This window comes from Mycobacterium sp. 852002-10029_SCH5224772 (assembly GCF_001667315.1).
Lineage (GTDB): Bacteria > Actinomycetota > Actinomycetes > Mycobacteriales > Mycobacteriaceae > Mycobacterium.
In genome coordinates this window covers 25,796-52,454 of record NZ_LZHT01000046.1, presented here as the reverse complement: position 1 = coordinate 52,454, position 26,659 = coordinate 25,796, and the positions used below count along the sequence as shown (strand labels likewise).

Here is a 26,659-nt window from a genome sequence, read left to right as displayed (position 1 = left end):
ATATGGAACGACGGTTGAGCGACTGGGTGCGCGCCCAGCTGCCCGATGCCGACGACGTCCGTCTCGAGGGCATCGACCGGGTGAGCTTCGGGCACTCAGCGGAGATGATGACGTCGAGCGTCATCACCCGGCGCGGCGGTCGCGACGACCGGCAAGACGTGGTGTTGCGGCTGCGACCCCAACCACCCGCACTGCTGGAGCCCTACGACCTTGCGCGCCAGTTCGCCATCCTGCGCGCGCTGGCGGACACTGCGGTCCGGGTCCCGCGGGCGCTGTGGCTCGAACACACCGGCGAGGTACTCGGTAGGCCGTTCTTCGTGATGGAACGGGTCGCCGGCGAGGTGTACGAAATGGAGGCGCCGGCCGGTGCCGCCGACCAGACGGTGGTTCGGATGTGCCAGAGCCTGATCGAACAGCTGGCCGCAATCCATACCGTCGACCTCGCCCGGACCGGGCTGGACACCCTGGACGTCGGCACCAACCACCTGGACCGCGAATTGGGCCACTGGGCCGCGGAGATGAACCGGGTCAAGCGCGGCCGCCTACCCGCCCTCGAGCGCCTCCATCGGGCCCTGCTCGCCGACAAGCCCGAGCCGTGCCCAACGGTCACGCTGGTGCACGGCGACGCGAAACCGGGCAACTTCGCCTTCACCGCCGGCGAGGTGAGCGCGGTCTTCGATTGGGAGATGACGACCATCGGCGACCCGCTCACCGACATCGGCTAGCTCGAGATGCTGTGGATGCAGCCGGTCGGAATCAACAGCCACCCCGCGGCGCTGTCCATCGACGCCCTGCTGTCGCACTACGAGTCGACCAGCGGGATCAACGTCACCAACCGGCCTTGGTACCGGGCCTTCAACGCCTACAAGATGGCCGTCATCTGCCTCATCGGCGCGATGCTGGTCGAGGACGGCCACAGCGACGACCAAAAGCTCGTGCTCGCCGCCTACGGCACCTCGCTGATGACCAGAGCCGGGCTCACCGACCTCGGAATCGACGAACCTCTCGACGACGGCCCGGTGCTGCCGCGCGAAGAACGCATCGCGCAGGTGCTGGCCGGGTAGGCGGGGCGTTCAGACGTGGCAGGCCCGGACGGTCAGGTCGGTCCAGGTCAACATGACGCGGGTGCCCTGCGGAGTGTGATCGATGACCGCTTCGTCGGCAAGCGCCTCCATCAACGGGATACCGCGGCCGCGCAACTGCTGCCGGCCATGCACCGGTGCCCTCTGCCGCCAGCGGCCGCGATCGGCGACCGTCACCGCGAGGGTGTCGGCGTCGCCGTCATAGGCCGCTCGCACATCGACCGTCCCGCGCCGCGCCGCGTCGACGTAAGCAAACTCCGCGGCGTTGGCGATCGCTTCGTTCACCGCCAGGAGCACATCGCTGAAGCGGTCGGCGCACAGCGAGAAATGCCGGTTCAGCCACGCTCCGAACTCGGCGCGGGTCCGGGCGGCGCTGCGCGCGTCGGCCGACACGCGCGTTCGCAGGAAGCGGGTCCGGTCTTCGATGTTCGACACGTTATGAGGCTGATCGGCTCATTCACCGGCGATGTCGCTCAGCGCGCCGTCCAGGCTGTTGTAAAGCGCGAGCACGCTGTCAATCCCCATCAACTTGATCGGCCTGCTGGTGGCCGAGCCGTTGGCGACGACGGCGAACTTCGTCGGCGGTTCGACCTCGCCGTGCGCGGTCACCAGCACGGTCATCCCGGCCGAGGCCAAGAAACCGACCTTTGACAGATCGACGATCAGCGCCGCGGGCTGGGTGGCCAGCGCGGTCTGGATGGCGTCGGCCAGCTGCGGCGAGCTGAGCATGTCCACTTCACCCGAGACGGTCAGCACGACCGCCCCATCTACCTGGTGTCTGCCGACTTCAAAAGCGGTTGGATCGACGACGTCGCCGGATTGTTCGCCCATGGTCTATCACTCACATTCGGTCCCGTGCGGGACACCGTTAGCTCTCATACAGCCACTGCCATATCCGGGGGCTGCTGATTCAACCCCTCGGGAACACGCATGCCTACGGACGAGATGCGCCCCGTCGATCTGCGCTGCTAAGTGCAGATACAGCTACAAGTGTTTGGTCAATGGTAAGACATGCGGCAATCGCGGCGACGGGTGACGCGGTGCCGGGCAATCCGGCGGCCCGGCGGAGCCGCGCCCAGGTGTTCGTTTTTCGGCGGATCGAATCGGCGGCGGCCGTATCGCCGCAGCCAGGCCAAGCGTGGGGTGGAGCCCCGGACTGACGGCCTGCCTGCCCCGGCCGGCGCTGGCCGAATATGATCGGCACGATTCAGGCTTGAGCGCGCGCGGTCTCTGCGGCCGGGCGTGCCCATTACGAGGGAGTGAAGAGTTCAATGTCGAACCAGCAGCAAGCGGACCGGATGACGTCGGGCAAGGGGTTCATCGCGGCGCTCGACCAAAGCGGCGGCTCGACGCCCAAGGCGCTGCGCCTGTACGGCATCGAGGACAGCGCGTATTCCTCCGACAAGGAGATGTTCGACCTCATCCACGAGATGCGTTCGCGGATCATCACCGCCCCGTCGTTCACCGGTGACCGGGTGCTGGCGGCGATCCTGTTCGAACAGACCATGGACCGTGAGATCGAGGGCAAGCCGTCAACCACCTACCTGTGGGAGACCAAGGGCGTGGTGCCGATCCTCAAGATCGACAAGGGCCTGGCGGACGCGTCCAACGACGTCCAGCTGATGAAGCCGATGCCGGGGCTCGACGACCTGCTGGAGCGCGCCGTGGGCAAGGGTGTGTTCGGCACCAAGGAGCGGTCGGTGATCGGCGGCGCCAACGCCGAGGGCATCGCCGCGGTGGTCGCCCAACAATTCGAGGTCGCCCGCCAGGTGCTCTCGCACGGGCTGGTGCCGATCATCGAGCCGGAGGTCACCATCTCGATCTCGGACAAGGCCGAGGCCGAGGCCATCCTGCGCGACGAGATCACCAAGCAACTCGACACCGTGCCCGAGGGGCAGCGCGTGATGCTCAAGCTCAGCCTGCCCACCGAGGCCAACTACTACCGTCCGCTGATCGAGCACCCGAAGGTGATGCGAGTGGTCGCGCTCTCCGGTGGCTACTCGCGCGAGGAGGCCAACGAACTGCTGGCCAAGAACAGCGGCCTGATCGCCAGCTTCAGCCGCGCGCTCACCGAGGGGCTCTCGGTCGACCAGTCCGACGAGCAGTTCAACACCACGCTGGACAAGGCGATCCAGTCGATCTACGACGCTTCGGTCGCCGGCTGAGTTAGTAGCGGTGTCGGGCCATACGGGGCGGCCCCTGTCCGCCGTCGCCGTCGTCCGAGACCAACGCGGGCACCATTTCGCTGGTCACCAAGCCGTCGCAGCTGGTCAATTCGTCGATGACATCGAAGGATTCGGCGATGTTGGCCGGGGTGTCGATGACGATGGTGACGACGGGCACCCGGCGGCTCAGTGAGAGCAGCTTGTCACCGTGGGGTTGGTGGTCCCCGTGAAAACCCCAGACTCCGCGCAGCACGGTCGCGCCGTCGACGGCCTTGCCCTGGCGCAGCCGCTGGACGATCGCGCGGTGAATCGGCATGCCGCCGTGATGCGCCGACTCGGAGGTGTAGATCGTCAACTGCTGAAACAGCGGCAGGCCGCGCTCGTCGACCCCGGGCAGGGCGTGCGGTCGCTCCAGCAGTTCGCCGTCGCGCTTGCACACGCGGACCCGTTCGAGGGTGAACAGGGGTTTGCGCAGCAGCCCAGCGATTTCCGGCAACACCCGACCGATGCGCTCGCCGGAACCGACGACCACGATCATCATCGGAACATCGGCGTTGCGGCCAAAGAAGTTGGCGCGCTGGCGTTCTCCGTGCGCGACGCCGTCCACGCCCAGCAGCACCGTGGCACCGGCGAGGCCGCGCCGGTGCATCAAATCGCACAGCGCGATGTAGGCCGGCGTTCCGTTGACGCGTTGCTTGCGGCCAACGTAGATCGTCAATTTGACGGCGTCGCGCAGATCCTCGGGTAACTGCGGGGATCCGATGTCGTCGTGCAGGAGTCGCGCGCGCTCCAAGGTGACCAGGCCGCGTTGTTTGATCTTCAGCACCGGATCGAGCAGCGCCTCGATCGTCGTTCTGGTGTCGACCGCGATGATCGCGACGGGCGGATCCTCGGACAACGTCAGGGACGCATCGGTGCGCAGATGGTGTCCGGTGCCGAAACCGCCGATACCGCGAAGCAGCACGCCACAGGCGACACGATGCTGGGCGTACAGGCCGAGCAGCACATCGGAGACAAAGCCATCCCCGGTCCGCCTCCGCTCGGCCAGATAGGTGGTGAGCTTCAGGCAATCGTCGTCCACGGCCGCTCCCGTCGCCTTGCCGGAGAGCCTACCGTTCGCAGACGTCAAGCGTCACAGGGACGTTCGAAGCGGTCGGTCAGCTCATCGCAGCGGTTCGGTCGGTACCCCGTAGCGGTCCTGATAGGTGCCTACCCGCTCCCGGACCTCACCGGCGTCGAGCCCGGTGTCCGACCAGGTATACCGGCTGTGCCCGCCGTCGGAGGGATGGGACGCGAGGAACTCGCGCATCTTCTGCTCGGTGTCGGGCCGCAACTCACGGTCCAGCCGCTGGTAGATGTCTTTGATCGTGGTCCACGGATCGGTCATGAAGTCGGCGAACTGCACGTCGATGACGCGCCCCGCGGGCACCGCGCCACTGTCCCGCAACGCCATTTCGCGCTCCAGCCCGACGACGATCTCCTCGTAGGACTGGGCCGCACACTCGGTGATGCAGGATTGGTCGCTGCACATCCGGCGCAGGTGATGGGTGAGCGCGGCGATCGACGAGATGACGTTGACCGGATCGCGGTGCGTTTGCACGATCAACGCGTCCGGGTATTCGGCCAGCAAACCGTCCAGCTGCCACAGGTGCGCCGGAGACTTCAGCAACCACTGGCCGGGCACGCCGGACTGTAAGTGTTGCAAGAATATTCGGTGAAAACGATATGCGCCCGCGTGGTCCGCCTCGTACAGCAGCCAGCGGTAGTAGCCCGGCAGCCGATACTGCACCGAAAAGATCATGCTGACGAACTCGGCCGCGGTGATGCGCACGCACTCCTGCCCGACCAGGGCGCCCATCGGATGAAAAGCCAAGAACCCGGGCATGATCTGTTCCGACATGTCGATGCTGGCCTGTATCTGGGCGATGCGCGGATCGTCGTGATAGGTATCGGGCTGCGGGACCGGGCAGGGCTCGTCGACCTCCCAGGTCAGCGGGGCGCGCAGCTGGGGATCCTGGGCGAGCAGGTCGTAGAGGATCGTGGTCCCCGTACGCGGCTGGCCGACGATGAAGATCGGCGCCGTGACCGCCTGGCCGGCAACCTCGGGATGCTGCTTGCGCCAAGCGGTTACGCCGAGCCGGTTCTTCAACGCACGCATGATGTCGAGGTGAGCGATCTCGACGCCGATGCCGGATAGCCGCGCATCGTTGATCAGCCCGTCGGTCAGACGGTGCAGGCCGGGACGCCAGCCCTCGGCGCCGAAGTCGTCGCTCCCGACTTCCTCGCAGGCGGCCGCTATCAGTCGTTCCGGGGCGAAGCGGTCCCGCAGTGGCATTACCGCTCCTGTCCTTGGCGCACCGTTACCGTGACTTCGGGTGGGCTCGGATTGTCCAGCCAGCGCACGATGACGAAGCCGCGATGCCGGCCCCCGGTGTCGAGCCAATGGCCAAACCCGAAGTCTTGCGCGGAGATTGCGATCCGCACGCGCCCGTCGGCATCGGGTCGAACGCCGCGATTCGTCAGCGAGCTGTGGCGACGGCGGGGCTCCAGGCATTCGTGCCAGATGCTTTCCAGCGTGACGTTCCAGTACCGCGTGTCGGGCGGCACGATGTCGAGGACGAGGGCCTGGCCGGGCTCGAGGCGAAAGGTCCCCATCATGTAGAGGTTGTCGGGCGTCGTGTCGGCCGCGCCCAGATCCGCGGCCAGGGCCGTCATCAAGGTGTTCGGGCTTTCCAGGAGTTCCGGCTTGATAGTGCGGTGCAGGGTCGTGAGCTTCATCAGGGACCACGCCATGGCGGTGAACTGGTCGGCGAGCTCGTCGTCGGTCAGCGTCCTCAGCGGCCCCGGGTCGAGCGCCTCGATGCCCAGCGTCGCCAATTCCTCGCCGGCCCGGTCACCGATGTACTCCCGGACCACCACCGACGACGCGTCGGCGGGGATTTGCACCCACTGCGCGCCGGCCACATCGGGCGGTTCGTCGGCGGAAAGCACGAGCGCGAATTCGCCCGAGTCCTTGCCTGGCTCGAGCGTCAAGTCGGTGTCGCTGACGTAGCCCGCCATCCGACGCGGGGTCAGTCCGGTGCCGGCCAGGATCTGAAAGCCGAGGTATGCGCTGGTGCCGCGGGAACCGGTGATCCGGTAGCGGCGGTCCCCACGGATCATCGCCAGGTAGTAATTGCCGTCGGGATTGGGGCCGCCGACCATCCGGTTGTCCGAGCACATATCGAAGAACGACGGTCGCTCCGGGTCGGCCTCGACCGACATCTGCGCGCACAGCGAGGACACTCGGGCCACCATGCGCAAACCTTCGGCCAGTTCTCGCTCGGACTCGGCGTCCTCGGTCACGATCTTGCTGACGTCCGTGAGCATCTGCTGGAAGAACTGCAGCGCGGCGCGCGCCTTCGGGGCGGGCTGATCGGGCGGATCGGCAGTATGAGACATCGTCTCATGCTAAGACTATGTCTTAGGACTTTGGTGCCGATTCGCGAGAACGGGGTGGGGGCATGCCTGGCACGTCTGGGTTCGCGCCCGCTTCGATGCCTGTGGCGTCGCTGGCCGAGCGGAAGCGAGCGGCGATGCGTCAGCGCATCGCCAGCGCCGCCGCCGAGCTGGTCGCGGCTCGCGGCCTGGCGGGCGCAACCGTGGACCGCATCGCCGACGCCGCCGATATCGGCCGCGCGACGTTCTTCCGCTACTTCAACTCCAAGGAAGACGCCGTGGCCGAGGGCATGAACGCCCACTGGCTGAACCGGATCACCGCGGCGCTGGCGGCGCAACCGCCGAAGCTCGGCGCGATCGAGGCGGTCATCGGCGCGTTCGGGGAGCTCGCCCGTGGCTTTGCGGAGATCGAAAACCAGGTCCACGAATTGGCCACGCTGACAAGATCATCCGAGACGCTGGATGCGTGGACGCTGCACATCTATGTGCGCTATGAGGTGGCGATCGCCGAGCTCGTCGCGCCGCGGATACCGCGGCTGGCCGCGCAGGATCCCCGGCCCCGCCTGATCGGCGCGTTGGCGATGGCGACCGTGCGCATCGCGCTCGACGACTGGCTGAGCCACGGCGGCTCACTGCCCGACCGGGTGAGCCAGGGTCTGGCCGCGGTTGCCGTCGACCAGTCGGCGGCCGTCAGCCGCCGGTGAGGGCTTCCACGATGAGCCGGGTGGTCCGCTCCGCCCGGCGCCGGGAGTAGGGCTGCGCGCCGGACAGGATCGGATACACCACGCCGCCCACGATGGCGTCCGCAGCCGATTCGGCGGTGGCCGCATCGATGCCGTCGGCCAGCAGCCGGGCCCGCACGCGTTCGTGCAGCGGGGCACTGAATCCGGCGCGCAGTTTGACGGCGGTCTCCTCGTGTTCCATGCACGCGACGGTCAGCGTTCGCAGCATCGCCGAGCCCCGCGGCGTCGTCAGGCTGGTGAACAGCTTGCCCACCCAGCCCACCAGGTCTCCCGCCAGGCTGCCGCTGTGGTTGACCGTCGACAGAAGCTTGTCGGCGTCTTCCAACATGACGTCGGCGACCAGCGCGGGGCGGGTGGGCCACCAGCGGTAGATGGTCTGCTTGCCGACGCCGGCGCGGGCGGCCACCGCCTCGATGGTCAGCCCGTCGAACCCCCGCTCGAGCAGCAGTTCACGCGTTGCGGTGACGATCGCCGTGCGCGACTTCTCGCTGCGACGCCGGGGCGAGGTCGCCGGCGTGCCCACCTCGGTGAGATCGCTTGGCATCTGGTGGTCCTCACTACTGCGGTGGCCCGCTTTACATCTCCTGACTACCCCCGGTAGTCTGCCACAAGACGAGACGGTCCGTCTTGTCAACCTCGTCATAGGCGTCGGAAGGGTAGCAATCCGTGCGGCCAACGTCAGTCACATTGCGGCCGCCCGCATGACCCTGGGACTGAGCCCGGAGCAACAGGAGCTCAGCGACGCCTTCTCGCAGTTCGCCGCCCGCAATGCTCCCATCGCCACGACGCGCGAGGGTTTCGAGGAGCTCGCGGCGGGCCGTCTTCCCGGATGGTGGGATGCGCTGGTCGCCAACGGCTTTCATGCCGTGCATCTACCCGAGGACCTGGGTGGTCAGGGCGGACGGCTGGTCGACGCGGCATGCGTGCTGGAGTCGGCGGGCAAGTCGCTGTTGCCCGGTCCGTTGTTGACGACGGTGGCCGCGGGAGCGATCGCGTTGCTCGCCGATCCGACACCGAGCGAGCAATCACTGGTGCGTGACCTCGCGGCCGGCCTCACCGCCGCCGTCGTGCTTCCGGGCGACGGTGACCTGCACGCGCGGGCCGGCGAGGGGGGATGGAGCGTCAGCGGTGCCTCGGAGGTCACGCCGGGCGTGTGCGCGGCGCGGATCATCCTGGTCGGCGCGCGGACCCAGGACGGCGTCGTCTGGGCGCCCGTCGACACCCAAAAGCCCACGGTGACAGTCGAACCCGTCTCGGGCACCGACCTCGTCGCCGACGCCGGGATCTTGCGCCTCGACAACTACATCGCAACGGACTCCGAGGTGCTCACCGGGATCGACCCCGAGCGGGCACGCTGTGTGCTGCTGGGACTCGTCGCCAGCACGACCGCCGGCATCGTCCAGTGGTGTGTGCAGGCCGTCACCGCCCACCTGCGCAGCCGCGAACAGTTCGGCAAGGTGATCGGTACCTTCCAGGCGTTGCAACACAGTGCGGCAATGCTGTTGGTCAACAGCGAGTTGGCCACCGCGGCGGCCTGGGATGCGGTGCGCGCCGTCGAAGAATCACTCGATCAGCACCGGATGGCCGCCGCCGGCGCGGCCGTGATCGCAATCTCGCCGGCCCCGGATCTGGTGCTCGATGCGTTGACGATGCTCGGCGCCATCGGTTTCACCTGGGAACACGACGTCCACCTGTACTGGCGGCGGGCCATCAGTCTGGCGGGATCGATCGGTCCGGCGAACCGCTGGGCGCGCCGGTTGGGGGAGCTCACGTGCGCCCAGACGCGCGACATGTCGGTGAATCTCGGCGACGCGGAATCAGAATTCCGTTCCTGGGTGGCCGAGACGCTCGATGCGGCCCTGCAGTTGCGCAACGACAAACCCGCACCGCACGGCGACTACGAGCACCTCGCCACCGGGCCGCAACGCACGTTGATCGCCGACGCCGGCCTCATGGCGCCGCACTGGCCGGCGCCCTGGGGCGTCGATGCGGATCCGTTGAAACAGCTGATCATCGACGAGGAGTTCGCCAAGCGACCCGGTCTGGTTCGTCCGTCGCTGAACATCGCCGAATGGATCCTGCCGTCGGTGCTGGCCGCTGCACCAAAGGACTTGCAGGAGAGGCTTATCCCTGCGACCCAACGCGGCGATATCCTGTGGTGCCAGCTGTTCAGTGAGCCGGGCGCCGGCTCCGACCTCGCGTCGTTGGCCACCCGCGCGACCAAGGTCGATGGCGGCTGGCGGATCAACGGCCACAAGATCTGGACGTCGCTGGCCCAATATGCCGACCTGGGTGCACTGCTCGCGCGGACCGACCCCGAAGCCAGCAAGCACCGCGGCATCGGCTATTTCATTCTCGATATGCGCTCCCCGGGGGTGGAGATCCAGCCAATCAAGACGGCGACCGGCCAGGCACACTTCAACGAGGTATTCCTCAACGACGTCTTTGTTCCCGACGAGATGCTGCTGGGTGGCCCGACCGACGGTTGGAGTCTCGCGATCGCCACGATGGCCGAAGAGCGTTCGGCCATCAGCGGATACGTCAAGTTCGACCGCGCTGTCGCACTGCGCCGGCTGGCCGCTCAGCCCGGACCTGACCGCGACGACGCGGTGCGTGAGCTCGGCGGGCTCGACGCCTACACCAACGCGATCAGGGCGCTCGGGGTGCGGGAAACCATCCGCTTGCTCGACGGTCAGGCCTCCGGCCCGGCGTCCAGCATCGCCAAGGTCGCGATGAATGTGCTGCTGCGGCGTACCTTCCAGGCCACGCTGCAGCTAAGCGGGCAGGTCGCGATGGTCGACGACCCCGACAATGCGGTCGTGGAACCTTATCTGCATCTGCCGGCCGAGCTGATCGGCGGGGGAACCAGGGAGATTCAGCTCAACATCATCGCGCAGATGATCCTCGGATTGCCCCGAAAGTAGGACACCTCATGGGATTACGCGGAGAAGCCGCGATCGTCGGATATGTCGAACTTCCGCCCGAACGCATGACCAAGGCGTCACCCGCGCCGTTCGCCATCGAACAATGGGCGGAGCTCGGCGCAGCCGCACTCGCCGATGCGGGACTGCCCTTCGAGCTGGTCGACGGCATCGTGGCGTCACACCTTGCCGAGTCGGAGATTTTCGTGCCCTCCACCATCGCCGAATATCTCGGCGTGGGCGCGAGATTCGCCGAGCACGTCGATCTGGGCGGTGCCAGCGCCGCGGCCATGGTGTGGCGCGCGGCCGCGGCCGTTGAGCTCGGCATCTGCGAGGCCGTGCTGTGCGCGCTGCCCGCCCGGTACATCACCCCGATGTCGCCGAAAAAACCCAGAACGCTCGGCGACGCCTTGTATTTCGGGTCGTCGAGCAACCAGTATGGCTCTCCCCAGGCCGAATTCGAGATCCCCTACGGAAACCTCGGCCAGAACGGGCCGTATGGCCAGGTGGCCCAACGCTATGCGGCGATCTACGGCTACGACGAGCGGGCGATGGCCAAAATTGTCGTCGACCAGCGCACCAACGCCAACCACACCGAAGGCGCGATCTGGAAGGACAAGCCGCTCAGCGTCGACGACGTCCTGGCCAGCCCGGTCATCGCCGACCCGCTGCACATGCTGGAGATCGTCATGCCGTGCGTGGGCGGCGCCGCCGTCGTGGTCGCCAACGCGGACGTCGCCAAGCGCTCACGCAATCGGCCGGTGTGGATCAAGGGATTTGGCGAGCACGTGCCGTTCAAGACGCCGACCTATGCCGAGGATCTGCTGCACACCCCGATCGCCGCGGCCGCCGATACGGCGTTCGCCATGACCGATCTGTCCCGGGACCAGATGGACATGGTCTCGATCTATGACTGCTACACCATCACGGTGCTGCTCTCGCTCGAGGATGCCGGCTTCTGCGAGAAGGGCAAGGGTATGGAATTCGTCGCCGGCCACGACCTCACCTTCCGCGGCGACTTCCCGCTCAATACCGCCGGCGGCCAATTGGGGTTCGGGCAAGCGGGATTGGCCGGCGGCATGCATCACGTCTGCGATGCCACCCGTCAGATCATGGGCCGCGCCGGCGCGGCCCAGGTCGGGGACTGTCACCGCGCCTTCGTGTCCGGCAACGGCGGGATCCTGTCCGAGCAGACCACGCTCATCCTCGAGGGAGACTGATCACCGATGACCACCTTCGAGCGGCCTATGCCCGTCAAAACCCCTACCAGCGCACCGTTTTGGGACGCGCTCGCCCAGCATCGCATCGTGATCCAGTATTCGCCGTCGTTGCAGGACTACGTCTTCTATCCCAGGGTGCGTGCCCCACGCACGCTGGCCGACGACCTGGAATGGCGCGAGATCTCCGGGATGGGGACGCTGTACTCCTACACGGTGGCCCACCGGCCGGTCAGCCCCCACTTCGCCGACGCGGTGCCGCAGCTGCTCGCCATCGTCGAATGGGACGAGGGGCCACGGTTTTCCACCGAGATGGTGAATGTTGACCCGGCCCGCCTCCAGGTGGGGATGCGGGTGAAGCCGGTGTTCTGCGACTATCCGGAACACGACGTGACGCTGCTGCGTTACGAGCCCGCCGACTGACGTTCAGGTCGACGACCGCACCACGAGGTGCGCGATATCCGTCAACTCGGGGGAGGGCGGGGCGGGTTGCCCCAGCCGGTCGAAGACGGCGGCAAGGGCAGCGTCGGCCACCGCGCTGGGATCGAATTGAACGGTGGTCAGCGGTGGCGTGCTGACCATGCCCATGGGGCTGGCGTCGACGCCCATCACCGCGAGGTCGCTGGGACAGCGCAGCCGCGCTTGATGGATGCCGTAGAGGACGAGGCAGGCGATCTCGTCGCTTTGGGCGCAGACGGCGGTCACCCCGTCGCCGACCCACCCGGTGACCACGTCGGCGGCGTTGTCCAGGGTGACCTGGTCGACTCGGACGGGCGGGAGGTCGCGCAACTGCGCCGCCCGGGAAACGCCTTCGAACCAGTAGTCGCCGAGCGGACGCCATCGGTCAATCCCGGTGTAAGCGAACGCGATTCGCCGGTGACCACGCTCGACGAGGTGTTCGACGCGCATCTCGCCGACCGACAGGTGAGGGTTTTTGAGCGCGGGCAGTGTCCCGATCTCGATGTGCGGGATGCCGGCTTTGGTCACCGCGTCACGGGCGGCCGCACTCAGCGGGAACAGGCTGGTGATGGCCACCGGGTCCAGGTTCTCGATCGCGTCGACGACGTGACGATCGTCGTCGGTCTCGAAAATCTGTACTTGAAGTAAGCCTTCGCGCGCCAGGGCCGCGGTCATGCGGCTGCCGGCATGCATCGGCATCTCGCCCACAGCGACGTGGGGCACCACGTAGAGCACCACACCGCTTTTGCCGCGCGCGAGATTACGGGCGGCGAGGTTGGGCCGGTAACCCAGGAGTTTGGCCGCCCGGTAGACGGCATCGCGGGTTTCGGGGGAGATCCGGCGGCCCTGCGCGTTGTTCAGCACATAGCTGACCGTGGCGGTCGATACGCTCGCCAACCGGGCCACGTCTGCGGTGGTCGGACGCGCCGCTTTGCTGGTGCTCAACTTGCGTTACCTTCCGGGCCCGGTCATGCCCCATGGTGGCATGCGACGCCCACCGGCACCGCACGATGCCGCGCCGTGGGGCCCAACGAACGAGTGCTGTGTGGACTATTAGTCCGTTCTTGCCGGACGATGCGGGCCGGTCGGCTGCGACCACCGACGACGCAGACGTGCGTGCGTGCCGTTGGCGTACAGCGCAAGCCGCAGGCAGGGCGCCCAGCCACGTGCAGCCCGTCCGGTTGACACTGTGACGAGCGCCATTGTCTACTAGTCGCTATAGATCCACCGAGGAGCGCGGCATGAACAAAGACGATCTGATCCTGATCAGCGTGGACGATCACATCGCCGAGCCGGCCGACATGTTCGACGCCCACGTTCCCGCCACGTACAAAGATCGCGCCCCTCGGGTGGTCCTCGAACCCGACGGCATCCAGCAGTGGTACTACGGCGAGATCCGCGGCCGCAACATGGGCCTGAACGCCGTGGCCGGCAAACCCCGCGAGATGTACAACATCGACGCCTCACGCTACGACGAGATGCGGCCCGGCTGCTTCAACGTCGACGAGCGGGTCCGCGACATGAACGCCGGCGGCCAGCTGGCGGGGTTGAACTTTCCGAACTTCACCGGCTTCTCCGGCCAGGTCCTCAACCAGGGCCCCGACCGCGACGTCAACCTGGTGATGATCAAGGCCTACAACGACTGGCACGTCGACGAATGGTGCGGGGCGTATCCGGGCCGGTTCATCCCGTGCGGCATCCTGCCGCTGTTCGATGTGGCCGAGGCCGCCAAGGAGGTCAAACGCCTGGCCGACAAGGGTTGTCACGCGGTGACGTTCTCGGAGAACCCGGAAGCGTTGCAGATGCCCAGCATTCACACCAAATACTGGTATCCGCTATTCGAGGCCGCCTGCGAGAACAAGACGGTGCTGTGCACCCACGTCGGCTCGGCCTCGCGCTCCCCGCAGGTGTCGACCGACGCTCCGCCCAGCGTGCAGATGACCGCCTCGTCGATGATGAGCATGTTCACCTTCACCGAACTGATCTGGGCCGAATTCTGGGCGGACTTCCCGCAGCTGAAGTTCTCGCTCACCGAGGGGGACGTCGGCTGGATGCCGTACTTCCTCTGGCGCGCCGAGCACGTGTACAACCGTCACTCGGGGTGGACGCTGGCGACGTTCCCGCCGGGCTACAGTGGTCCCGCCGATGTGTTCAAGCGGCATTTCTACACCTGCTTCATCAGCGACAAGGTCGGCGTGCAGAACATGGATTGGTTCAACGAGGACATGCTGTGCTGGGAGTCGGACTTCCCGCACTCCGACAGCAACTGGCCGTTCGCACCCGAGGACATCATCGCCACCATGGGCCACCTCGACGACACGGTCATCAACAAGATCACCCACGAAAATGCCATGGTCGCTTACTCATTCGACCCCTTCCGGCACATCCCGAAGGAGCAGGCGCGGGCCGGCCGGCTACGCGCGCAGGCCACCGATGTCGACGTCGTCACCCACGTCGGCCGCCAGGCCAGCCAGCGCGACCGGGACGCGTGGACCCGGATGACACAGTTCGCTCTGCAGGCAGGCGGCGCCACCCCCGTGACGGCGGAGGTGGCCGGCATCGCCGGGCGCGCCACCACCCTGGGCAACTGAACGTGGCGGGTGCGGCGCCGTTCGCGGATTGGCGCGTGCTGGAGCTATGCAACGGCCTGGCGGCGTCCTACTGCGGCAAGATGTTCGCCGACGCCGGCGCCGAGGTGGTGAAAATCGAATCCCCGCAGGGGGATTCGCTGCGCGACTGGTCGGCGGGAGGCCCACCCGGGGCGTTGTTCGGCTATCTCGCCGCGGGCAAGAAGTCGGTGGTCAACCACGGCCAGCCCGAGGTCGTGTCGCTGCTCGCCGGCGCCGACATCGTGCTCACCGACCTGACCGACGGATGGACGCTCGACGACATCATTGCGCACACCGCGGCCGCGGCGGTGGTGGTGACAGTGACACCGTTCGGCACCACCGGTCCCTACGTCGAAAACCAGGTGGCAGCCAACGAATTCATCCTGCAAGCGTTATGTGGATCGATCGCCGGGCGCGGCTGGCCGGACGACGAGCCGGTACAGGCCGGTGGTCGGCTCGGCGAATGGCTGGCGGGCACGTTCGCCGCCGCGGCGGCCGCGGCCACCGCGCGGCATGCCGCCCGAAGCGGCCGGGGCCAGGTCATCGACGTCTCGACGTACGAGGCCATGGTGATCGCCATGGGCGGCCTGTCCGCGATGTCCGCGAGCGTGCTGGGGGCCGATTCGCTGTTGCACGAACGCAGTTTGGAGCTGCCGTCGATCGTTCCCACCGCCGACGGCATGGTCGGCTTCTGCACCATCACCGCGCAGCAGTTCCAGGATTTCCTGGTGATGATCGACCGCTCCGATCTCGTCGACGACGCCGAGCTGGCGTCGTTTGCCGGGCGGGTGGAGCGCCGCGACGAGTTCCTCGACGCGGTCACCGCCTGGACACGGAGCCGCACCACCCAGGACATCGTCGACCTCGCGGTGGCGTTCCGGATTCCGGTGGCCCCCATCGCGTCTCCCGAGATGCTGCCCAAAGTCGATCACTTCGTGGAGCGCGGCGTGTTCGTCGAATCGCGGGCCGGGGTGTTGGCACCGCGGGTGCCGTATCGCAGCGAGGCGATGGTAACCAGGCCGCCGGGGGAGCCACCGGCGCTGGGCGCCGACAACGGACGGCTGCGGTGGCCCGCGCGACCCGAGGCGCCCAGCAGCGCCGAGGCCGACGCCCTTCCGTTGTCCGACGTGCGGGTCACCGACTTCACCGCGTTCTGGGCCGGCCCGGTCGCCACCCAGCTACTCGGCGCCCTGGGGGCCGACGTGATCAAGATCGAGGGGGTCCGCCGGCCCGACGGCATGCGGTTCTCCGCGGGCCGCCCGCCCGACTGGGATCAGTGGTGGGAGTGGGGCCCGGTCTTCCTGTGTAGCAACAACAACAAGCGCGGCGTAAGCATCGATCTGGGCACCGACGCCGGACGAGATCTCGCGCTTGAGCTCATCGCCGCAAGCGATCTCGTCATCGAGAACTTCTCGCCCAGGGTGATGGCGAACTTCGGCCTGGAATGGGACGCGGTGCGCGCGGCGAACCCGCGCGCCATCATGGTGCGGATGCCCGCGTTCGGCCTCGACGGCCCGTGGCGCGATCGCGTGGGCTTCGCACAGACGATGGAGCAGGCGACGGGCATGGCGTGGATGACCGGACACGCCGACGGGCCGCCGGTGATTCCGCGTGGTGTCTGCGACCCGATCGCCGGGCTGCACGCAGCCTTCGCCGCCGTGGCGGCGCTGGTGATCCGCGACCGCGAGGGCGCCGGAATGCAGGTGGAATCGACCATGGCCGAGGCCGCGCTCAACGTGGCCGCCGAAATGCTGGTCGAGTATTCACGCAACGGAATCGCGATGCGCCGCAACGGTAACCGTGGGCCCGAGGCGGCCCCCCAGGGGGTGTACCGCTGCCGCGGCGACGACGAATGGGTTGCGCTCGCCGCGATGGACGCCGCCGCCCGCGCGTCGCTGGCCGGGCTCCTCAACCAGCCTGAGCTCACCGGCTGGGACGAGCGGGCCGACGACATCGACAAACTGATCTCCGCCTGGGCCGCGGCGCGCTCGGTGCCCGAAGCGGTCGGCGCGCTGCGCGCAGCCGGCGTGGCCGCCGCGCGCGTCACCCCGGCCGCGGCGCTGCTGACCGATCCGCACCTGCACGCCCGCGGCTTCTGGGAGACGGTCGACCATCCCGTCGCGGGCTCTTTCCTGTGCACCGGAATGCCTTTCGCGTTCCTGGGCCGGCCGAGGCGCTGGATCCGGCGGGTACCACCGCTCTACGGGCAACACACCGGTGAGGTACTCACCGACATTCTCGGGCACACCGAACGCGACCTGGCCGACTTGCGGCGGTCGGGCACCATCAGCGACCGGCCGGCGGGCCTGTGACATGGCGGTCAGCCTGTGCGTGCCGCCCCGCGACGGGGAGTTGTGCGCGCCGGTGCGTTTCTTGGTCCGCGGGGATTCCGTGGTGATGGAGCTGACCGCCCGCCACCGCATCACCAGCGTCGAATGGGACGAGGACGAAGACGCGGTGGCGATGGTCGTCGAGATCACCGACCCGCAGACGGCTCGGCCCGTGGACGTGCGGATCGATGTCTTGGAAAAGGATACCGAAACGGCGGCCGATAGCGGGCACCCCGACACACCCGCCACCATGATCGGCACCATCACCCGCGACGGGAGGCGATACGAGGTCAGGGGCACCTACCTGGGTGTCGTCGCGGACGAAAACTGAACGGCGGCACAAGGAATGGGATATCAGTGACTATGGCGAAGCGGACCGCTGCGATCGTCGGGGTGCATAACACCCGGCAAGGGCGGCGGCTGGACGGCGAAACGTCGCGGGGCCTGGCGATCAAGGCGATCCTGGGCGCGCTCGACGATGCCGGCCTGACCCTCGACGACGTCGACGGCATCAGCGCGAGCCCGCAGTCGACCTCGTTGATCTACGACCTGCGCCTCGGCCCGGCCTGGCAGGGCCTGGCTTTCGGGGTCGGCATGATCACCGAGGCGGCCACCGCCATCGAGCACGGCATGGCCGACGTGGTGGTGCTGGTCGCGGCCCAAGCCGGCGAATACCGTGACCACGAGGCCACCGCGCCGTGGACCCGGCCCGAGAACGAATTCGTCGCACCCTGGGGCATGTTCACCACCGCCGAGTTCGCGCTCATCGCGCGACGCCACATGCACGTCTATGGCACGACGCGCGAACAACTTTCGATCGTAGCCTCGACCATCCGCAACAACGGGTCACGCAACCCCGAAGCGGTCTACTACCAACGCGGACCGTTCGCGCCCGACGACATCACCGCATCGCGCCCCATCGCCGACCCGTTCCATCTCCTGGACTGCGCGACCACATCCGAAGGCGGGTGCGCGCTCGTCGTGGCCAACGTCGACGCCATCGACGTCGCGAGCCAACCCATCTACGTCCTGGGCAGCGGCGCCGATTTCCACGGGCCGTCCTACCAGCACCCGCCGGCGTACGACCTCGCCGGGCGGCGCGGCGACCACGTTAATGGCGTCGTGGGCCGACGTGCGGCCGAGTGCGCGTTCAATCACGCCGGGCTGCGCCGCGATGACGTCGACGTCCTGGAACTGTATGATCCGTTCTCCTTCGAAATCATCCGCCAGCTCGAGGCTTTCGGCTTCTGCGGCGACGGCGAGGGCGGCCCGTTCGTCGCCGACGGCCACGTCGCCATCGACGGTAGCCATCCGATCACCACCGACGGGGGGACGATGTCGTTCAGCCACGCGGGCTCCAACCCGCAGATGATACAGCGCGCGATCAGGGCCGTTCAGCAGTTACGCGGCCACGCCGGTGATCTTCAAATCCCCGATGCGCACATCGCGTTGTGCAGCAACGGCGGAGCGGGCGCCCTGTTCACGACGGTGCTGATTCTGGGAGACGAGCCACGGTGACCTCTGATCCATTGCGGCCCCAAACCGGCCCCGTCCCGCACGCGAGCAGCCATGTCAGCGTGCCGTTTTGGGACGGCTGCCGGTCGAAACAGCTGCGCTACCAGCGTTGCGCGGCGTGCGGCCTGGCGAACTTTCCCCCGACCGAGCATTGCCGCCAATGCCTTTCGGACGACCTCGACTGGCGGCAGGGCAGCGGCCGCGGCGAGATCTACAGCTGGACCGTGGTCTACCGGCCGGTGACGGCGGAGTTCGAACCGCCCTATGCGCCGGCGATCATCACGCTCGACGAGGGCTATCAGATGCTGACCAATGTCGTCGGCGTGCCCCCGGAGGACATTGAGGTCGGCCTGCGCGTGCAGGTGCAATTCCACGACGTCGGCGCCGACGTGACGCTTCCGTACTTCACCGCGGAAGGGACCGACAGTTCGTGAGTCCCCGGACCAGCAACGGACTTCCGGTCACCGCCTACCTGGTCCTGGGCGTGCTGGCGGCCAACGACGAGCAACTCACCGCCGGTGAGATCAAGATGCGCGCCGAACTGTCGGTCGGCCACTTCTACTGGTCCCCGTCGGTCAGCCACGTGCGGCGCGAACTGACCCGGCTGCTGGCCCGGGGCATGGTCAGCGAGACCGGCGCCCAATCCGGCAAACGCGCCATCACCCTCTACGAAACCACCGAGGCCGGGCTCGACGCGTTGCGCCGCTGGGTGCAGCACTTCCCGGGGCAGGACCAGGTGGTGATCAAGCACCCGGTCATCCTCAAAACCTGGCTGGCCCGTGGCGAGGATCCCGAACACGTCCTGGACACCCTGGACCGCCATCTCGACGCGACGCGGGCCCGGCTCGACGAGGCGCTGTGGTCGCGCCAGCGATCCCACGAACTCGGCATCACCGAAGATCCGGACCAGCGGTACTCCTTCGCCGTTCTGGACTACGCGATCCGCGGCCTGTACGCGGAGATCTCCAACATCTCGCAGCTGCGCGACGAGATCGCCGGCGGCACAAGTCGCGACCCCGTCAAACGGGTGTCACGATCGAAGGGGCAGATTCGCCGTCGGACGCCCCGGAGCCCTGGCTAGCGCTATACGCCGTTCCCCGGGATTCCCGCTCCCACAACACTTCTCCCGCACCGACCGAGGTTCCCTCGGCGATCAACTGGCGTTTGAGCACCTTGTGCGTGGCGGTGCTGGGCAGGTCGGTCGCGATGCGCACGTAGCGCGGGCGGGCCTTGGGAGACAGGTCGGGCTGCGCGTCCAGGAATGACTCGAATTCGGCGGGTGCGAGGGTGTGGCCGTCGTTGAGCACGATCGCCGCCATCACCTGATCGCCGACATGACCGTCCGCGACGGCATAAATCGCGACCCGGTTGATCGCGCTGTGGCGCAACAGGATTCGCTCGATGGGGGCGGCGGCCAGGTTCTCGCCGTCGACCCGCATCCAGTCGGCGGTGCGGCCGGCCAGGTAAATCCAGCCGTCGGCGTCGCGGTAGGCCAGGTCACCGGACCAGTACATGCCGTGGCGCATGCGCTCGGCGTTGGCGTCCGGGTCGTTGTAGTAGCCGGTGAAAAAGCCTGAGCCCGCCGTGTTCACCAACTCGCCCACCGCTTCGTCGGCGTTGACGAGGGCCCCGTCGGCGTCGAACCGTGCGACCGCGCATTCGGTGACGGTTTCGCTGTTGTAGATCGCCACCCCGTCGGCCCCGCGGCCGATCGAGCCCTTCGGCGTGCCGGGTTCGCGGATCACGATGACGGCGTTCTCGGTCGACCCGAAGCCGTCCTCGACCTGCACGCCGAAGCGGCGCCCGAACTCCTCGATGTCCTTGTCGTTGGCCTCGTTGCCGAACGCGACCCGCAGCGGATTGTCGGCGTCGTCGTGGCGTTCGGCGGTGGCCAGGATGTAGGCCAGCGGCTTTCCGACGTAGTTCATGTAGGTCGCGCCGTGGCGGCGGATGTCGTCGAGGAAGTTGCTCGCCGAGAATTTCGCCGGCACGATCGCCGCACCCGAGCACACCGCGGGCGCCCATCCCGCGACCACCGCGTTGGAGTGAAACAGCGGCATCGACACGTAACAGGTGTCGCGGTCGGTGAGGGTGAATCGCTCGGCCAGGCTGAGCCCGGCGACCGCGGCCATGAAGTGGGATACCTGCACCGCCTTGGGATTTCCGCTGGTCCCCGAGGTGAAGATCATCATGAAGGGATCCATCGCGGTGACCTGGCGATGAGGCGTCAGCTCCCCGGTGCCGTCGATGAACTCGGCCCAGTGCGGCGTCGAGGTGTCGAGGATTTGCGTGTCGGCAAGGTCCAAACCGTCCAGCAGCGGCCGGTGTTCGACGTCGGTCACCACGAACTGGCAGTCGGCGCGGCGGATGTCGGCGGCCAGCGCCTCACCGCGCCGCGTGGTGTTCAGGCCGCACAGGACGTAGCCGCCGAGCCCGGCCGCCGCCATCTGGCTCAACATCTCGGGTGTGTTTCCCAGCAGGGCGCCGATGTGCGCCGGCCGGTCCGGATCGGCGGCGGCCAACAGTGCCGCGGCCCGCGCCGTAGATCCCTCCAGGTACTGGCGCCAACTCCATTGCGCGTCACCGTATTTCACCGCGATCGACGGATCGGATAAGCGCTTGCGCAGCAGCGCTTGAATCGTGTCGTCAGCCATCGGTCCGATTCACCCTCACTATGCCTGTCCTACGAGACGAGACGGTCCGTCTTATAGTAGCGGTCGCGCGGAGGTCGGCGTGCCGCCTATCCGCCGACCATCATCAGGCCGCCGTCCACCGCCAGCAGTTGCCCGGTGATGAAGCCCGAGCCGGGTCCGGCCAGAAACACCAGCATCGGCCCGAGGTCGCGGGCGGGCTCGCCCAGCGTCCCGCCCAGCGGGATCATCATCTTCATCTGCTGATCGATCAGCGCGGCGGCCTCCGGGCCGAGGAAGTCCCGCAGCCGGTCCGCGCCCGGCGTCTGCACCGCCGGGGCAAGGGAGTTGACGGTGACATTGTCGGCGGCCCAGGCTTTGGCGGCCGACCGCGTCCACGCCTGCACCGCGCCCTTGGTCGCCGCGTAAACAGCCGAAATCGGGCTGCCCATAACGGCTTCCGAAGAGCCGAAGTTGATGATCCGTCCGCCCTTGGGGTCTTGCTCCTTCATGACGGCGTAGGCGGCCTGATTGGTGAGGATGGTCGCCTTGACGTTGGTGTCCAACAGAAACGAGACCTCGTCGGCGCTGATGTAGCCGGGAATTCCCGCCTGCCAGAGTCCCGCGGCGTTTACCAGAACGTCGAGCCCGCCCAGGCGTTGCGCCGCGTCGGTCACCATCGCGGACACGGCGTCGGCGTCGCGCACGTCGCACTGCAGCCAGCTGGCCGCCAGGCCCTGTGGCGGCGGTGTCTGGTGATAGGTGGCGGCGACCTCGGCGCCCGCGTCGGTGAGGACTTGCACGGCCGCCGCTCCGATGCCGGTGGCGGCGCCGGTCACCAGGATCCGCCGGCCGAGCAGTGCGTTTTCCATGCCCGCGAGCGTAACGCCACGGCGAAATATCGCTCGAATTTCCGCCGTGGCGTTACTGTCGCGAAGCAGAACGCGCTAGGTGCGTACCGCCACCGTCGACAGCAGATCGGCGAGCCGGTCGGGCTGATCGACCATGGAGAACGTCCGCGCCCCCGCAATCACCTCGAGGCGGGCGTCGGGAATGGTCGCGGCCAGCCGGGCCCCGTCCTCCTGCTCGAAGAACACATCGTCGGCTGACCATGCGATGAGGGCCGGCTTGTCGAAGTCGTAGAGCCGGGTCGCCACCGTCGTCGTCACCTCGGTGCGCATCGACAGCGTGAACTGGCGCAGGTCTTCGGCGACTGCCGGCAGCGAGAGTGCCGGGCGCACCCAGAGCTCGGTGAGATCGTCGATGTTGGTATGCGCCAGGCCATCGAATGCGCGCTTGCGTACGGCCGGTGCCCGCATGGCCTGGGCGACGGCCCGGAACGTCGTCTTCGACTTGGCCGCCAGAATCACCGGTTTGAGGATGGGTGGCGGAAAGTGTTCGAACGCATCGCAACTCGTGAGGACCAGCGCGCCCAGCCGCTCGCGATGGTGTACGGCCACCAGCTGGGTGACGACGCCACCGGTGTCGTTGCCGACCAGCACCACGTCCTGCAGGTCGAGCGCGGCGAGCGCCTCGGCCACCATGCCGGCGACCCCGGTGATGGTGCGGTCGGCGCCGCGACGCAGCGGTTCCGGGTGCGCGCCCAGCGGCCAGGTCGGGGCGATGCAACGCAGGCCGCGACCGGCGAGGCGTTCGCTGACCTGGCGCCACAGCTGGCCGCCCATCATGTACCCGTGCACGAAGACGACGGGCCGGCCGTTCTCGGGTCCGGTTGCTTCGTAATGGATTGTTCCGGCACTAATGTCGATCGTCGGCATGTGAGGGCTCCTAGTCAGAGATACACTTACAAACAGGCTGTCTGTTCGTAAGTTACCAACAGGTTGTATGGAAAGCAAGAGACGCACCCAGGAAGAGCGCTCCGCGGCAACCCGCGACGCGCTGATCGCGGCTGCCCGCAAACTCTGGGGGCTGCGCGGATACGCGGAGGTGGGTACGCCCGAGATCGCCGCGGCCGCCGGGGTCACCCGGGGCGCGATGTATCACCAATTCGCTGACAAGGCAACGCTATTCCGTGAGGTTGTCGAGGCCGTCGAGCAAGATGTGATGGCGCGGATGGCCATGGTGGTGGCCGAATCGGGGGCGGCGACGCCAACGGCCGCGATCCGGGCCGCGGTCGACGCGTGGCTCGAGGTCTCCGCCGATCCCGAAGTGCGGCAACTGGTCTTGTTGGACGCGCCGAGCGTGCTGGGCTGGGCGGGATTTCGCGATGTCGCCCAGCGGTACAGCCTGGGAATGACCGAGCAGCTGCTCACCGAGGCGATCCGGGCCGGCGAGTTGGTCGAGCAGCCGGTGCGGCCGCTGGCGCACGTGTTGATCGGCGCGCTCGACGAGGCGGCCATGGTCATCGCCACCGCCGATGACCCCGACCGCAGTCGCCGGGAGACCCGCCAGGTGCTGCATCGGCTGATCGACGGGATGTTCGACGCGCGCTGACGGGGGGTTCAGTCGCGAACTCCAGCGACGCCCGCGATGACGCCCTGGATGAGCCGGTCGAGGCGTTCGGGATCGTCGACGGCCGGCTGGCCGGCGACGAAGGTCAGCATGATGCCGTTGATGAATGCCAGGGTGGCGATCGCCTGGTCGTCGACCAAGGCCGGTTCCGGTGCGCTGCCCTCGGGGTGCCATTGGGTGACGACGTCGCGGGCCAGGGCGTAGAGCCTGTCCGCCGACTCGCTAAGGGCCGCAGCCAGTTCCGGGTCCCGGCCGGCCAGCAGCGCCAGCTCGTAGCGGGCCTTGGCGCGAGTCAGCCAGGGTTCGCTGTTCACGTACATGACGATGCGGGCCAGACCCGCGGTGCCGGTGAACTGGGTGGCGTGATTCTCGGCCAGCTCGGCCATCATCGAAAAATCGGCGACGTCGAGTTCGGCAAGCCGGGCGGCCATGGCGTGCACCAGCGCCTTGCGGGTCCTGAAGTAGAACGAGGTGGTCCCGGCCGGCACGCCGGCGTGGTCGTCGACTTTCGGGTGACTGACACCGTGCACCCCGTTGCTGCCCAGCAATTGGATCGCGGCGTCGGCGAGTTGGCGGCGCCGCTCGGGCGCGTTGTGCTTTCTGCGTGCAGCGATGCGCCCCAGTTTATCGGCGCCAACCTTGGCCGCGCTCTAGAACTGGCCGCAGTTCGGTGCGGTGGGCTCCCCATTGAAGCGGGCCGCTATCCACTGCATGGCCGGTTCGCCGTCGACCAGCATGGGCAGGGCGTGGTTGATGATGAGCTTGTTGAGAAAGGGCGGCTCTTCATTGGAGCGGAATTCGACGTCGGCGTCCTGGGCGCACCAGTCGCGTCCGAGTTGGTTGGCCGCGGTCCACGGCACCAGCGGGTCGTATCGGTTGCTGTTGATCAGCACCGGCGCGTTGGGCTTGTAGCGCCCGATCCGCTGCGCCTCGAACAGGCTGCTGAACGGCTCCTTGTTGACCAATTGGTCGATGTCCTCGGTGAAGTAGGGCTGGATGTGGCGAAACATGAAGTCCAGCAGGGTCTGACCGACGCACTGACGCGATACCGATTCCAGCATCGCCAGCCCGCGCGGGGTCATCTTGGAGCGGATGGTGTCGGCGAATTCCGGGTAGGCGGCCATCACGCTGTTGAGCGCGTATCCGACGACGCCGACCAGCACGCTGCCGTCCGCGTAGGGCAGGAGTTCCTTGAGGTTGGCGGGCGGCGCCCCGGCGTAGGTGCCTACGATATGCAACTCGGGGGCATAGTGCGAGGCGAGTTCGGCCGCCGACGCCGTCGCGCCGCCGCCCTGCGAATAGCCCCAAAACGCCACGGGCCCGTGTGGATCCAGCGACGTGCCGGGCAGCCGCATGGCGGCGCGGGCGGCATCGAGGACGGCCTGTCCCTCTGCCACCCGGCCCACATACGTGTGCATCGACGTGGTGCCCAGGCCCTCGTAGTCGGTCATCACGATGGCGAAACCACGGGCGACCATGGTGGCGACGAACAGCTCCTCGTAGTTGAACATGATGTCCCAGCCACCCGAATAGTGGATGCCCTGGTTGAACATTCGCGACGGCGCGCACTGATTGCCCTGGCCCTGGGTGCCGGGTGCGTAACTGATCAACGGGCGCGGCCCACCGCCCGGCCAGTCGTTGTAGGGCTCGAAATAGGTGCCGGTCACCGCGATCGGGTTACCCCGGGTGTCGGTGCTGCGGTACATGATTCGCGTACCGGTCGCCAGGATCGCGCCCAGCTGGCCCGACGGTTCCAGCACCAGCCGCGACGGCTCGGTCCTGATCAGGTCGCCGGGCTGCCCGGGCGGCAGCGGTTCCGGCGCCGTGTAAAAGTCGACGTACTGCGGTTCGTCCCCGCCGTCAGCTCGCGCGAATCCGGCTCCCAACAGTGCCGAAGCAGTTATCAGCAGTACTGCGAAAACTCCCCCGGCCCGATGCATTACGGAACGGTAACAATGGGCCGCCCGCCAGTGGAAGAGCAATCTCTAATTTTTTAGAGATTGGGCGCTCTTAACGATGATTCCGGGTAAAGAATTGTGCGGGTAGCCGCCGTCAGGGGGTCTTGAGAAACACGTCGTTGAGCGTGACGGTGCGAAGGTTCCGGTCGCGGATGATGTCGACGAGCTGCGGATAGACGTGCGTCACCGGCAGGTGATTGAGGTGCCCGATGACGATGGCTTGCGGCGTGAAGTACTGATCGGCCATCTGCACGATGTAGTCCTCGGTGATCAACGTCGAATCCGACAGCGAGCCCGACCACAAGGTGGGGACTTTGTAACCGAGGTCGGCGGCGACGGCGTCCACCGCGGCGTTGCGCTTGGCGTACGGCGGGCGCCAATAGGGCTTCGCGCCGATGCCGTACATCTTTTTCAGGAACGCGTCGTTGCGGGTGAGCTGTTCGGCGACTTGCTCTTTCGGCAGGGTGGTCAGGTCCGGGTGTGACCAGGTGTGGTTACCGAGTTGAATCTGCCCGCTGTCGACCAACGGCCGCAGCAACTCCACGTTGTCGGTCCACGAGTCATAGATCCCGTTGACGAAATACGTCAGCCGCACGCCGGTGTCCTGGGCGAACTGCGTGTAGGCGCGGACCACTTCGCTGTTCACGCCGTCATCGACGGTCAGCGCGAGCAGGTCGCCGTCGCCGGGGATCCTCATCAGTGCGCCCCCGCCGGGCAGCGGGATGCGGGCGCTGAGCGGCGGGGGCGGCAGCAGGGCCTGCGGGGCGGTCGGGCCGGAAGTCGGTACGCCGACACCCGGTGTCTGGGCGAACGTCCGCGGCTGCGGGTCGACGATGAGCCGTGCCGCCCCGACGCCGGCGACTACCGACGCGGCGAGCGATCCAAGGAACTGGCGGCGGTTCATGGCTGAGACGAGACGGGGTCGATCGAATGGAAGTGCGGGCAGAAAAATGGGGAATTCGGCCCGCTTATTCGGAATTGGATTGCGGCGCGTCGGGTAACAAGCGGGTCCCCGCAGGAACCGCTGTTAGTGCAAAACACCCAGGCCACAGCAGCGAACCGTACCATTCGAGGGCCCAATAAGTCGGCTGCGTGACGGGAGGGTCAGCTGTGAATTCTT

At 67.4% G+C, this 26,659-nt stretch carries 25 protein-coding genes and 1 pseudogene; 13 read left to right on the top strand and 13 right to left on the bottom strand.

The window, feature by feature from the left end:
- Positions 1-2: 2 nt before the first annotated feature.
- A pseudogene (locus A5775_RS10595) lies at positions 3-1,064 on the top strand (phosphotransferase family protein).
- Between the two features lie 9 nt (positions 1,065-1,073).
- On the opposite strand, the gene A5775_RS10590 reads toward A5775_RS10595, so the two are convergent.
- Positions 1,074-1,517, bottom strand: a complete 444-nt coding sequence (locus A5775_RS10590) for an ATP-binding protein (RefSeq protein ID WP_067251637.1) — start codon at positions 1,515-1,517, stop codon at positions 1,074-1,076.
- A gap of 18 nt (positions 1,518-1,535) precedes the next feature.
- Complete coding sequence (locus A5775_RS10585) at positions 1,536-1,913, bottom strand: STAS domain-containing protein (protein WP_067251635.1); 378 nt, start codon at positions 1,911-1,913, stop codon at positions 1,536-1,538.
- 440 nt (positions 1,914-2,353) lie between these two features.
- On the opposite strand from A5775_RS10585, the gene A5775_RS10580 reads away from it, so the two are divergent.
- On the top strand, positions 2,354-3,247 hold the full coding sequence (locus A5775_RS10580; RefSeq protein WP_067251633.1) for a fructose bisphosphate aldolase: 894 nt from the start codon (positions 2,354-2,356) through the stop codon (positions 3,245-3,247).
- Position 3,248: 1 nt separating this feature from the next.
- On the opposite strand, the gene A5775_RS10575 is transcribed toward A5775_RS10580, so the two are convergent.
- The 3 genes from A5775_RS10575 to A5775_RS10565 form a co-directional block, all read right to left on the bottom strand.
- Positions 3,249-4,328, bottom strand: coding sequence for a DUF190 domain-containing protein (locus A5775_RS10575; protein WP_067251631.1), 1,080 nt, complete (start codon positions 4,326-4,328; stop codon positions 3,249-3,251).
- Between the two features lie 81 nt (positions 4,329-4,409).
- Entirely contained in the window at positions 4,410-5,582 is a 1,173-nt protein-coding gene (locus tag A5775_RS10570) for a sulfotransferase (protein WP_067251628.1), read from the bottom strand.
- Positions 5,582-6,688: a DUF1214 domain-containing protein gene (locus A5775_RS10565; protein ID WP_067251625.1), complete on the bottom strand. Its 1,107-nt coding sequence runs from the start codon at positions 6,686-6,688 to the stop codon at positions 5,582-5,584. Before A5775_RS10565 ends, A5775_RS10570 begins: the two co-directional genes overlap by 1 nt.
- Before the next feature lie 62 nt (positions 6,689-6,750).
- On the opposite strand from A5775_RS10565, the gene A5775_RS10560 reads away from it, so the two are divergent.
- Positions 6,751-7,389 carry a TetR family transcriptional regulator gene (locus A5775_RS10560; protein ID WP_067251623.1) on the top strand — a complete coding sequence of 213 codons (639 nt, stop codon included), beginning with the start codon at positions 6,751-6,753 and terminating at the stop codon, positions 7,387-7,389.
- Here the strand turns inward: A5775_RS10560 and A5775_RS10555 are convergent.
- The gene (locus A5775_RS10555; RefSeq protein WP_067251621.1) at positions 7,376-7,972 is read right to left on the bottom strand and encodes a TetR/AcrR family transcriptional regulator; all 597 of its coding nucleotides are present in this window, start codon (positions 7,970-7,972) and stop codon (positions 7,376-7,378) included. The two genes, A5775_RS10560 and A5775_RS10555, sit on opposite strands and share 14 nt — an antisense overlap.
- Positions 7,973-8,129: 157 nt before the next feature.
- Between A5775_RS10555 and A5775_RS10550 the strand changes: the two genes are divergently transcribed.
- Genes A5775_RS10550 through A5775_RS10540 form a run of 3 tightly spaced genes read left to right on the top strand, consistent with a single transcriptional unit; the run spans position 8,130 to position 11,989 of the window.
- A complete protein-coding gene (locus A5775_RS10550; protein ID WP_067251619.1) occupies positions 8,130-10,352 on the top strand; it encodes an acyl-CoA dehydrogenase in 2,223 nt (740 codons plus the stop codon).
- A gap of 8 nt (positions 10,353-10,360) precedes the next feature.
- Positions 10,361-11,569, top strand: coding sequence for a thiolase family protein (locus tag A5775_RS10545; RefSeq protein WP_067251616.1), 1,209 nt, complete (start codon positions 10,361-10,363; stop codon positions 11,567-11,569).
- Positions 11,570-11,575: 6 nt separating this feature from the next.
- Positions 11,576-11,989 (top strand): Zn-ribbon domain-containing OB-fold protein, encoded by a 414-nt coding sequence (locus A5775_RS10540; RefSeq protein ID WP_067251614.1) that lies wholly within the window; start codon positions 11,576-11,578, stop codon positions 11,987-11,989.
- Positions 11,990-11,992: 3 nt separating this feature from the next.
- On the opposite strand, the gene A5775_RS10535 is transcribed toward A5775_RS10540, so the two are convergent.
- Positions 11,993-12,970, bottom strand: a complete 978-nt coding sequence (locus A5775_RS10535; RefSeq protein ID WP_067251612.1) for a LacI family DNA-binding transcriptional regulator — start codon at positions 12,968-12,970, stop codon at positions 11,993-11,995.
- Between the two features lie 296 nt (positions 12,971-13,266).
- On the opposite strand from A5775_RS10535, the gene A5775_RS10530 reads away from it, so the two are divergent.
- From A5775_RS10530 to A5775_RS10505, 6 genes are read left to right on the top strand one after another with little or no spacing between them, the layout of a single operon-like run.
- Positions 13,267-14,616 carry an amidohydrolase family protein gene (locus tag A5775_RS10530; RefSeq protein WP_067251609.1) on the top strand — a complete coding sequence of 450 codons (1,350 nt, stop codon included), beginning with the start codon at positions 13,267-13,269 and terminating at the stop codon, positions 14,614-14,616.
- A 2-nt stretch (positions 14,617-14,618) separates the two neighbouring features.
- Complete coding sequence (locus A5775_RS10525) at positions 14,619-16,946, top strand: CoA transferase (RefSeq protein ID WP_067251607.1); 2,328 nt, start codon at positions 14,619-14,621, stop codon at positions 16,944-16,946.
- 1 nt (position 16,947) lies between these two features.
- Complete coding sequence (locus tag A5775_RS10520) at positions 16,948-17,295, top strand: hypothetical protein (protein ID WP_067251605.1); 348 nt, start codon at positions 16,948-16,950, stop codon at positions 17,293-17,295.
- Positions 17,296-17,327: 32 nt separating this feature from the next.
- The gene (locus tag A5775_RS10515; protein ID WP_067251603.1) at positions 17,328-18,482 is read left to right on the top strand and encodes a thiolase family protein; all 1,155 of its coding nucleotides are present in this window, start codon (positions 17,328-17,330) and stop codon (positions 18,480-18,482) included.
- Positions 18,479-18,913, top strand: coding sequence for a Zn-ribbon domain-containing OB-fold protein (locus A5775_RS10510; protein WP_067251601.1), 435 nt, complete (start codon positions 18,479-18,481; stop codon positions 18,911-18,913). The genes A5775_RS10515 and A5775_RS10510 overlap by 4 nt, the downstream gene beginning before the upstream one ends.
- Positions 18,910-19,560 (top strand): PadR family transcriptional regulator, encoded by a 651-nt coding sequence (locus A5775_RS10505; RefSeq protein WP_067251598.1) that lies wholly within the window; start codon positions 18,910-18,912, stop codon positions 19,558-19,560. Before A5775_RS10510 ends, A5775_RS10505 begins: the two co-directional genes overlap by 4 nt.
- Here A5775_RS10505 and fadD1 read toward each other — a convergent pair.
- From fadD1 to A5775_RS10490, 3 genes are all read right to left on the bottom strand, one after another.
- The gene (gene fadD1, locus A5775_RS10500) at positions 19,499-21,133 is read right to left on the bottom strand and encodes a fatty-acid--CoA ligase FadD1 (RefSeq protein ID WP_067251597.1); all 1,635 of its coding nucleotides are present in this window, start codon (positions 21,131-21,133) and stop codon (positions 19,499-19,501) included. The genes A5775_RS10505 and fadD1 overlap by 62 nt on opposite strands.
- A gap of 86 nt (positions 21,134-21,219) precedes the next feature.
- Positions 21,220-21,981 (bottom strand): SDR family NAD(P)-dependent oxidoreductase, encoded by a 762-nt coding sequence (locus A5775_RS10495; RefSeq protein ID WP_067251595.1) that lies wholly within the window; start codon positions 21,979-21,981, stop codon positions 21,220-21,222.
- A gap of 75 nt (positions 21,982-22,056) precedes the next feature.
- Entirely contained in the window at positions 22,057-22,887 is an 831-nt protein-coding gene (locus tag A5775_RS10490; RefSeq protein ID WP_067251593.1) for an alpha/beta fold hydrolase, read from the bottom strand.
- Positions 22,888-22,954: 67 nt separating this feature from the next.
- Here A5775_RS10490 and A5775_RS10485 point away from each other — a divergent pair, with 67 nt between their 5' ends.
- Entirely contained in the window at positions 22,955-23,563 is a 609-nt protein-coding gene (locus tag A5775_RS10485; RefSeq protein WP_067251591.1) for a TetR/AcrR family transcriptional regulator, read from the top strand.
- 8 nt (positions 23,564-23,571) lie between these two features.
- On the opposite strand, the gene A5775_RS10480 is transcribed toward A5775_RS10485, so the two are convergent.
- The 3 genes from A5775_RS10480 to A5775_RS10470 all read right to left on the bottom strand — a co-directional run bounded on the left by A5775_RS10480 (position 23,572) and on the right by A5775_RS10470 (position 26,443).
- Positions 23,572-24,204 (bottom strand): TetR/AcrR family transcriptional regulator, encoded by a 633-nt coding sequence (locus tag A5775_RS10480; protein WP_255362112.1) that lies wholly within the window; start codon positions 24,202-24,204, stop codon positions 23,572-23,574.
- A 27-nt stretch (positions 24,205-24,231) separates the two neighbouring features.
- Positions 24,232-25,521, bottom strand: a complete 1,290-nt coding sequence (locus A5775_RS10475) for a lipase family protein (protein ID WP_197512496.1) — start codon at positions 25,519-25,521, stop codon at positions 24,232-24,234.
- 112 nt (positions 25,522-25,633) lie between these two features.
- On the bottom strand, positions 25,634-26,443 hold the full coding sequence (locus tag A5775_RS10470) for a polysaccharide deacetylase family protein (protein ID WP_067251585.1): 810 nt from the start codon (positions 26,441-26,443) through the stop codon (positions 25,634-25,636).
- Between the last annotated feature and the right edge of the window lie 216 nt (positions 26,444-26,659).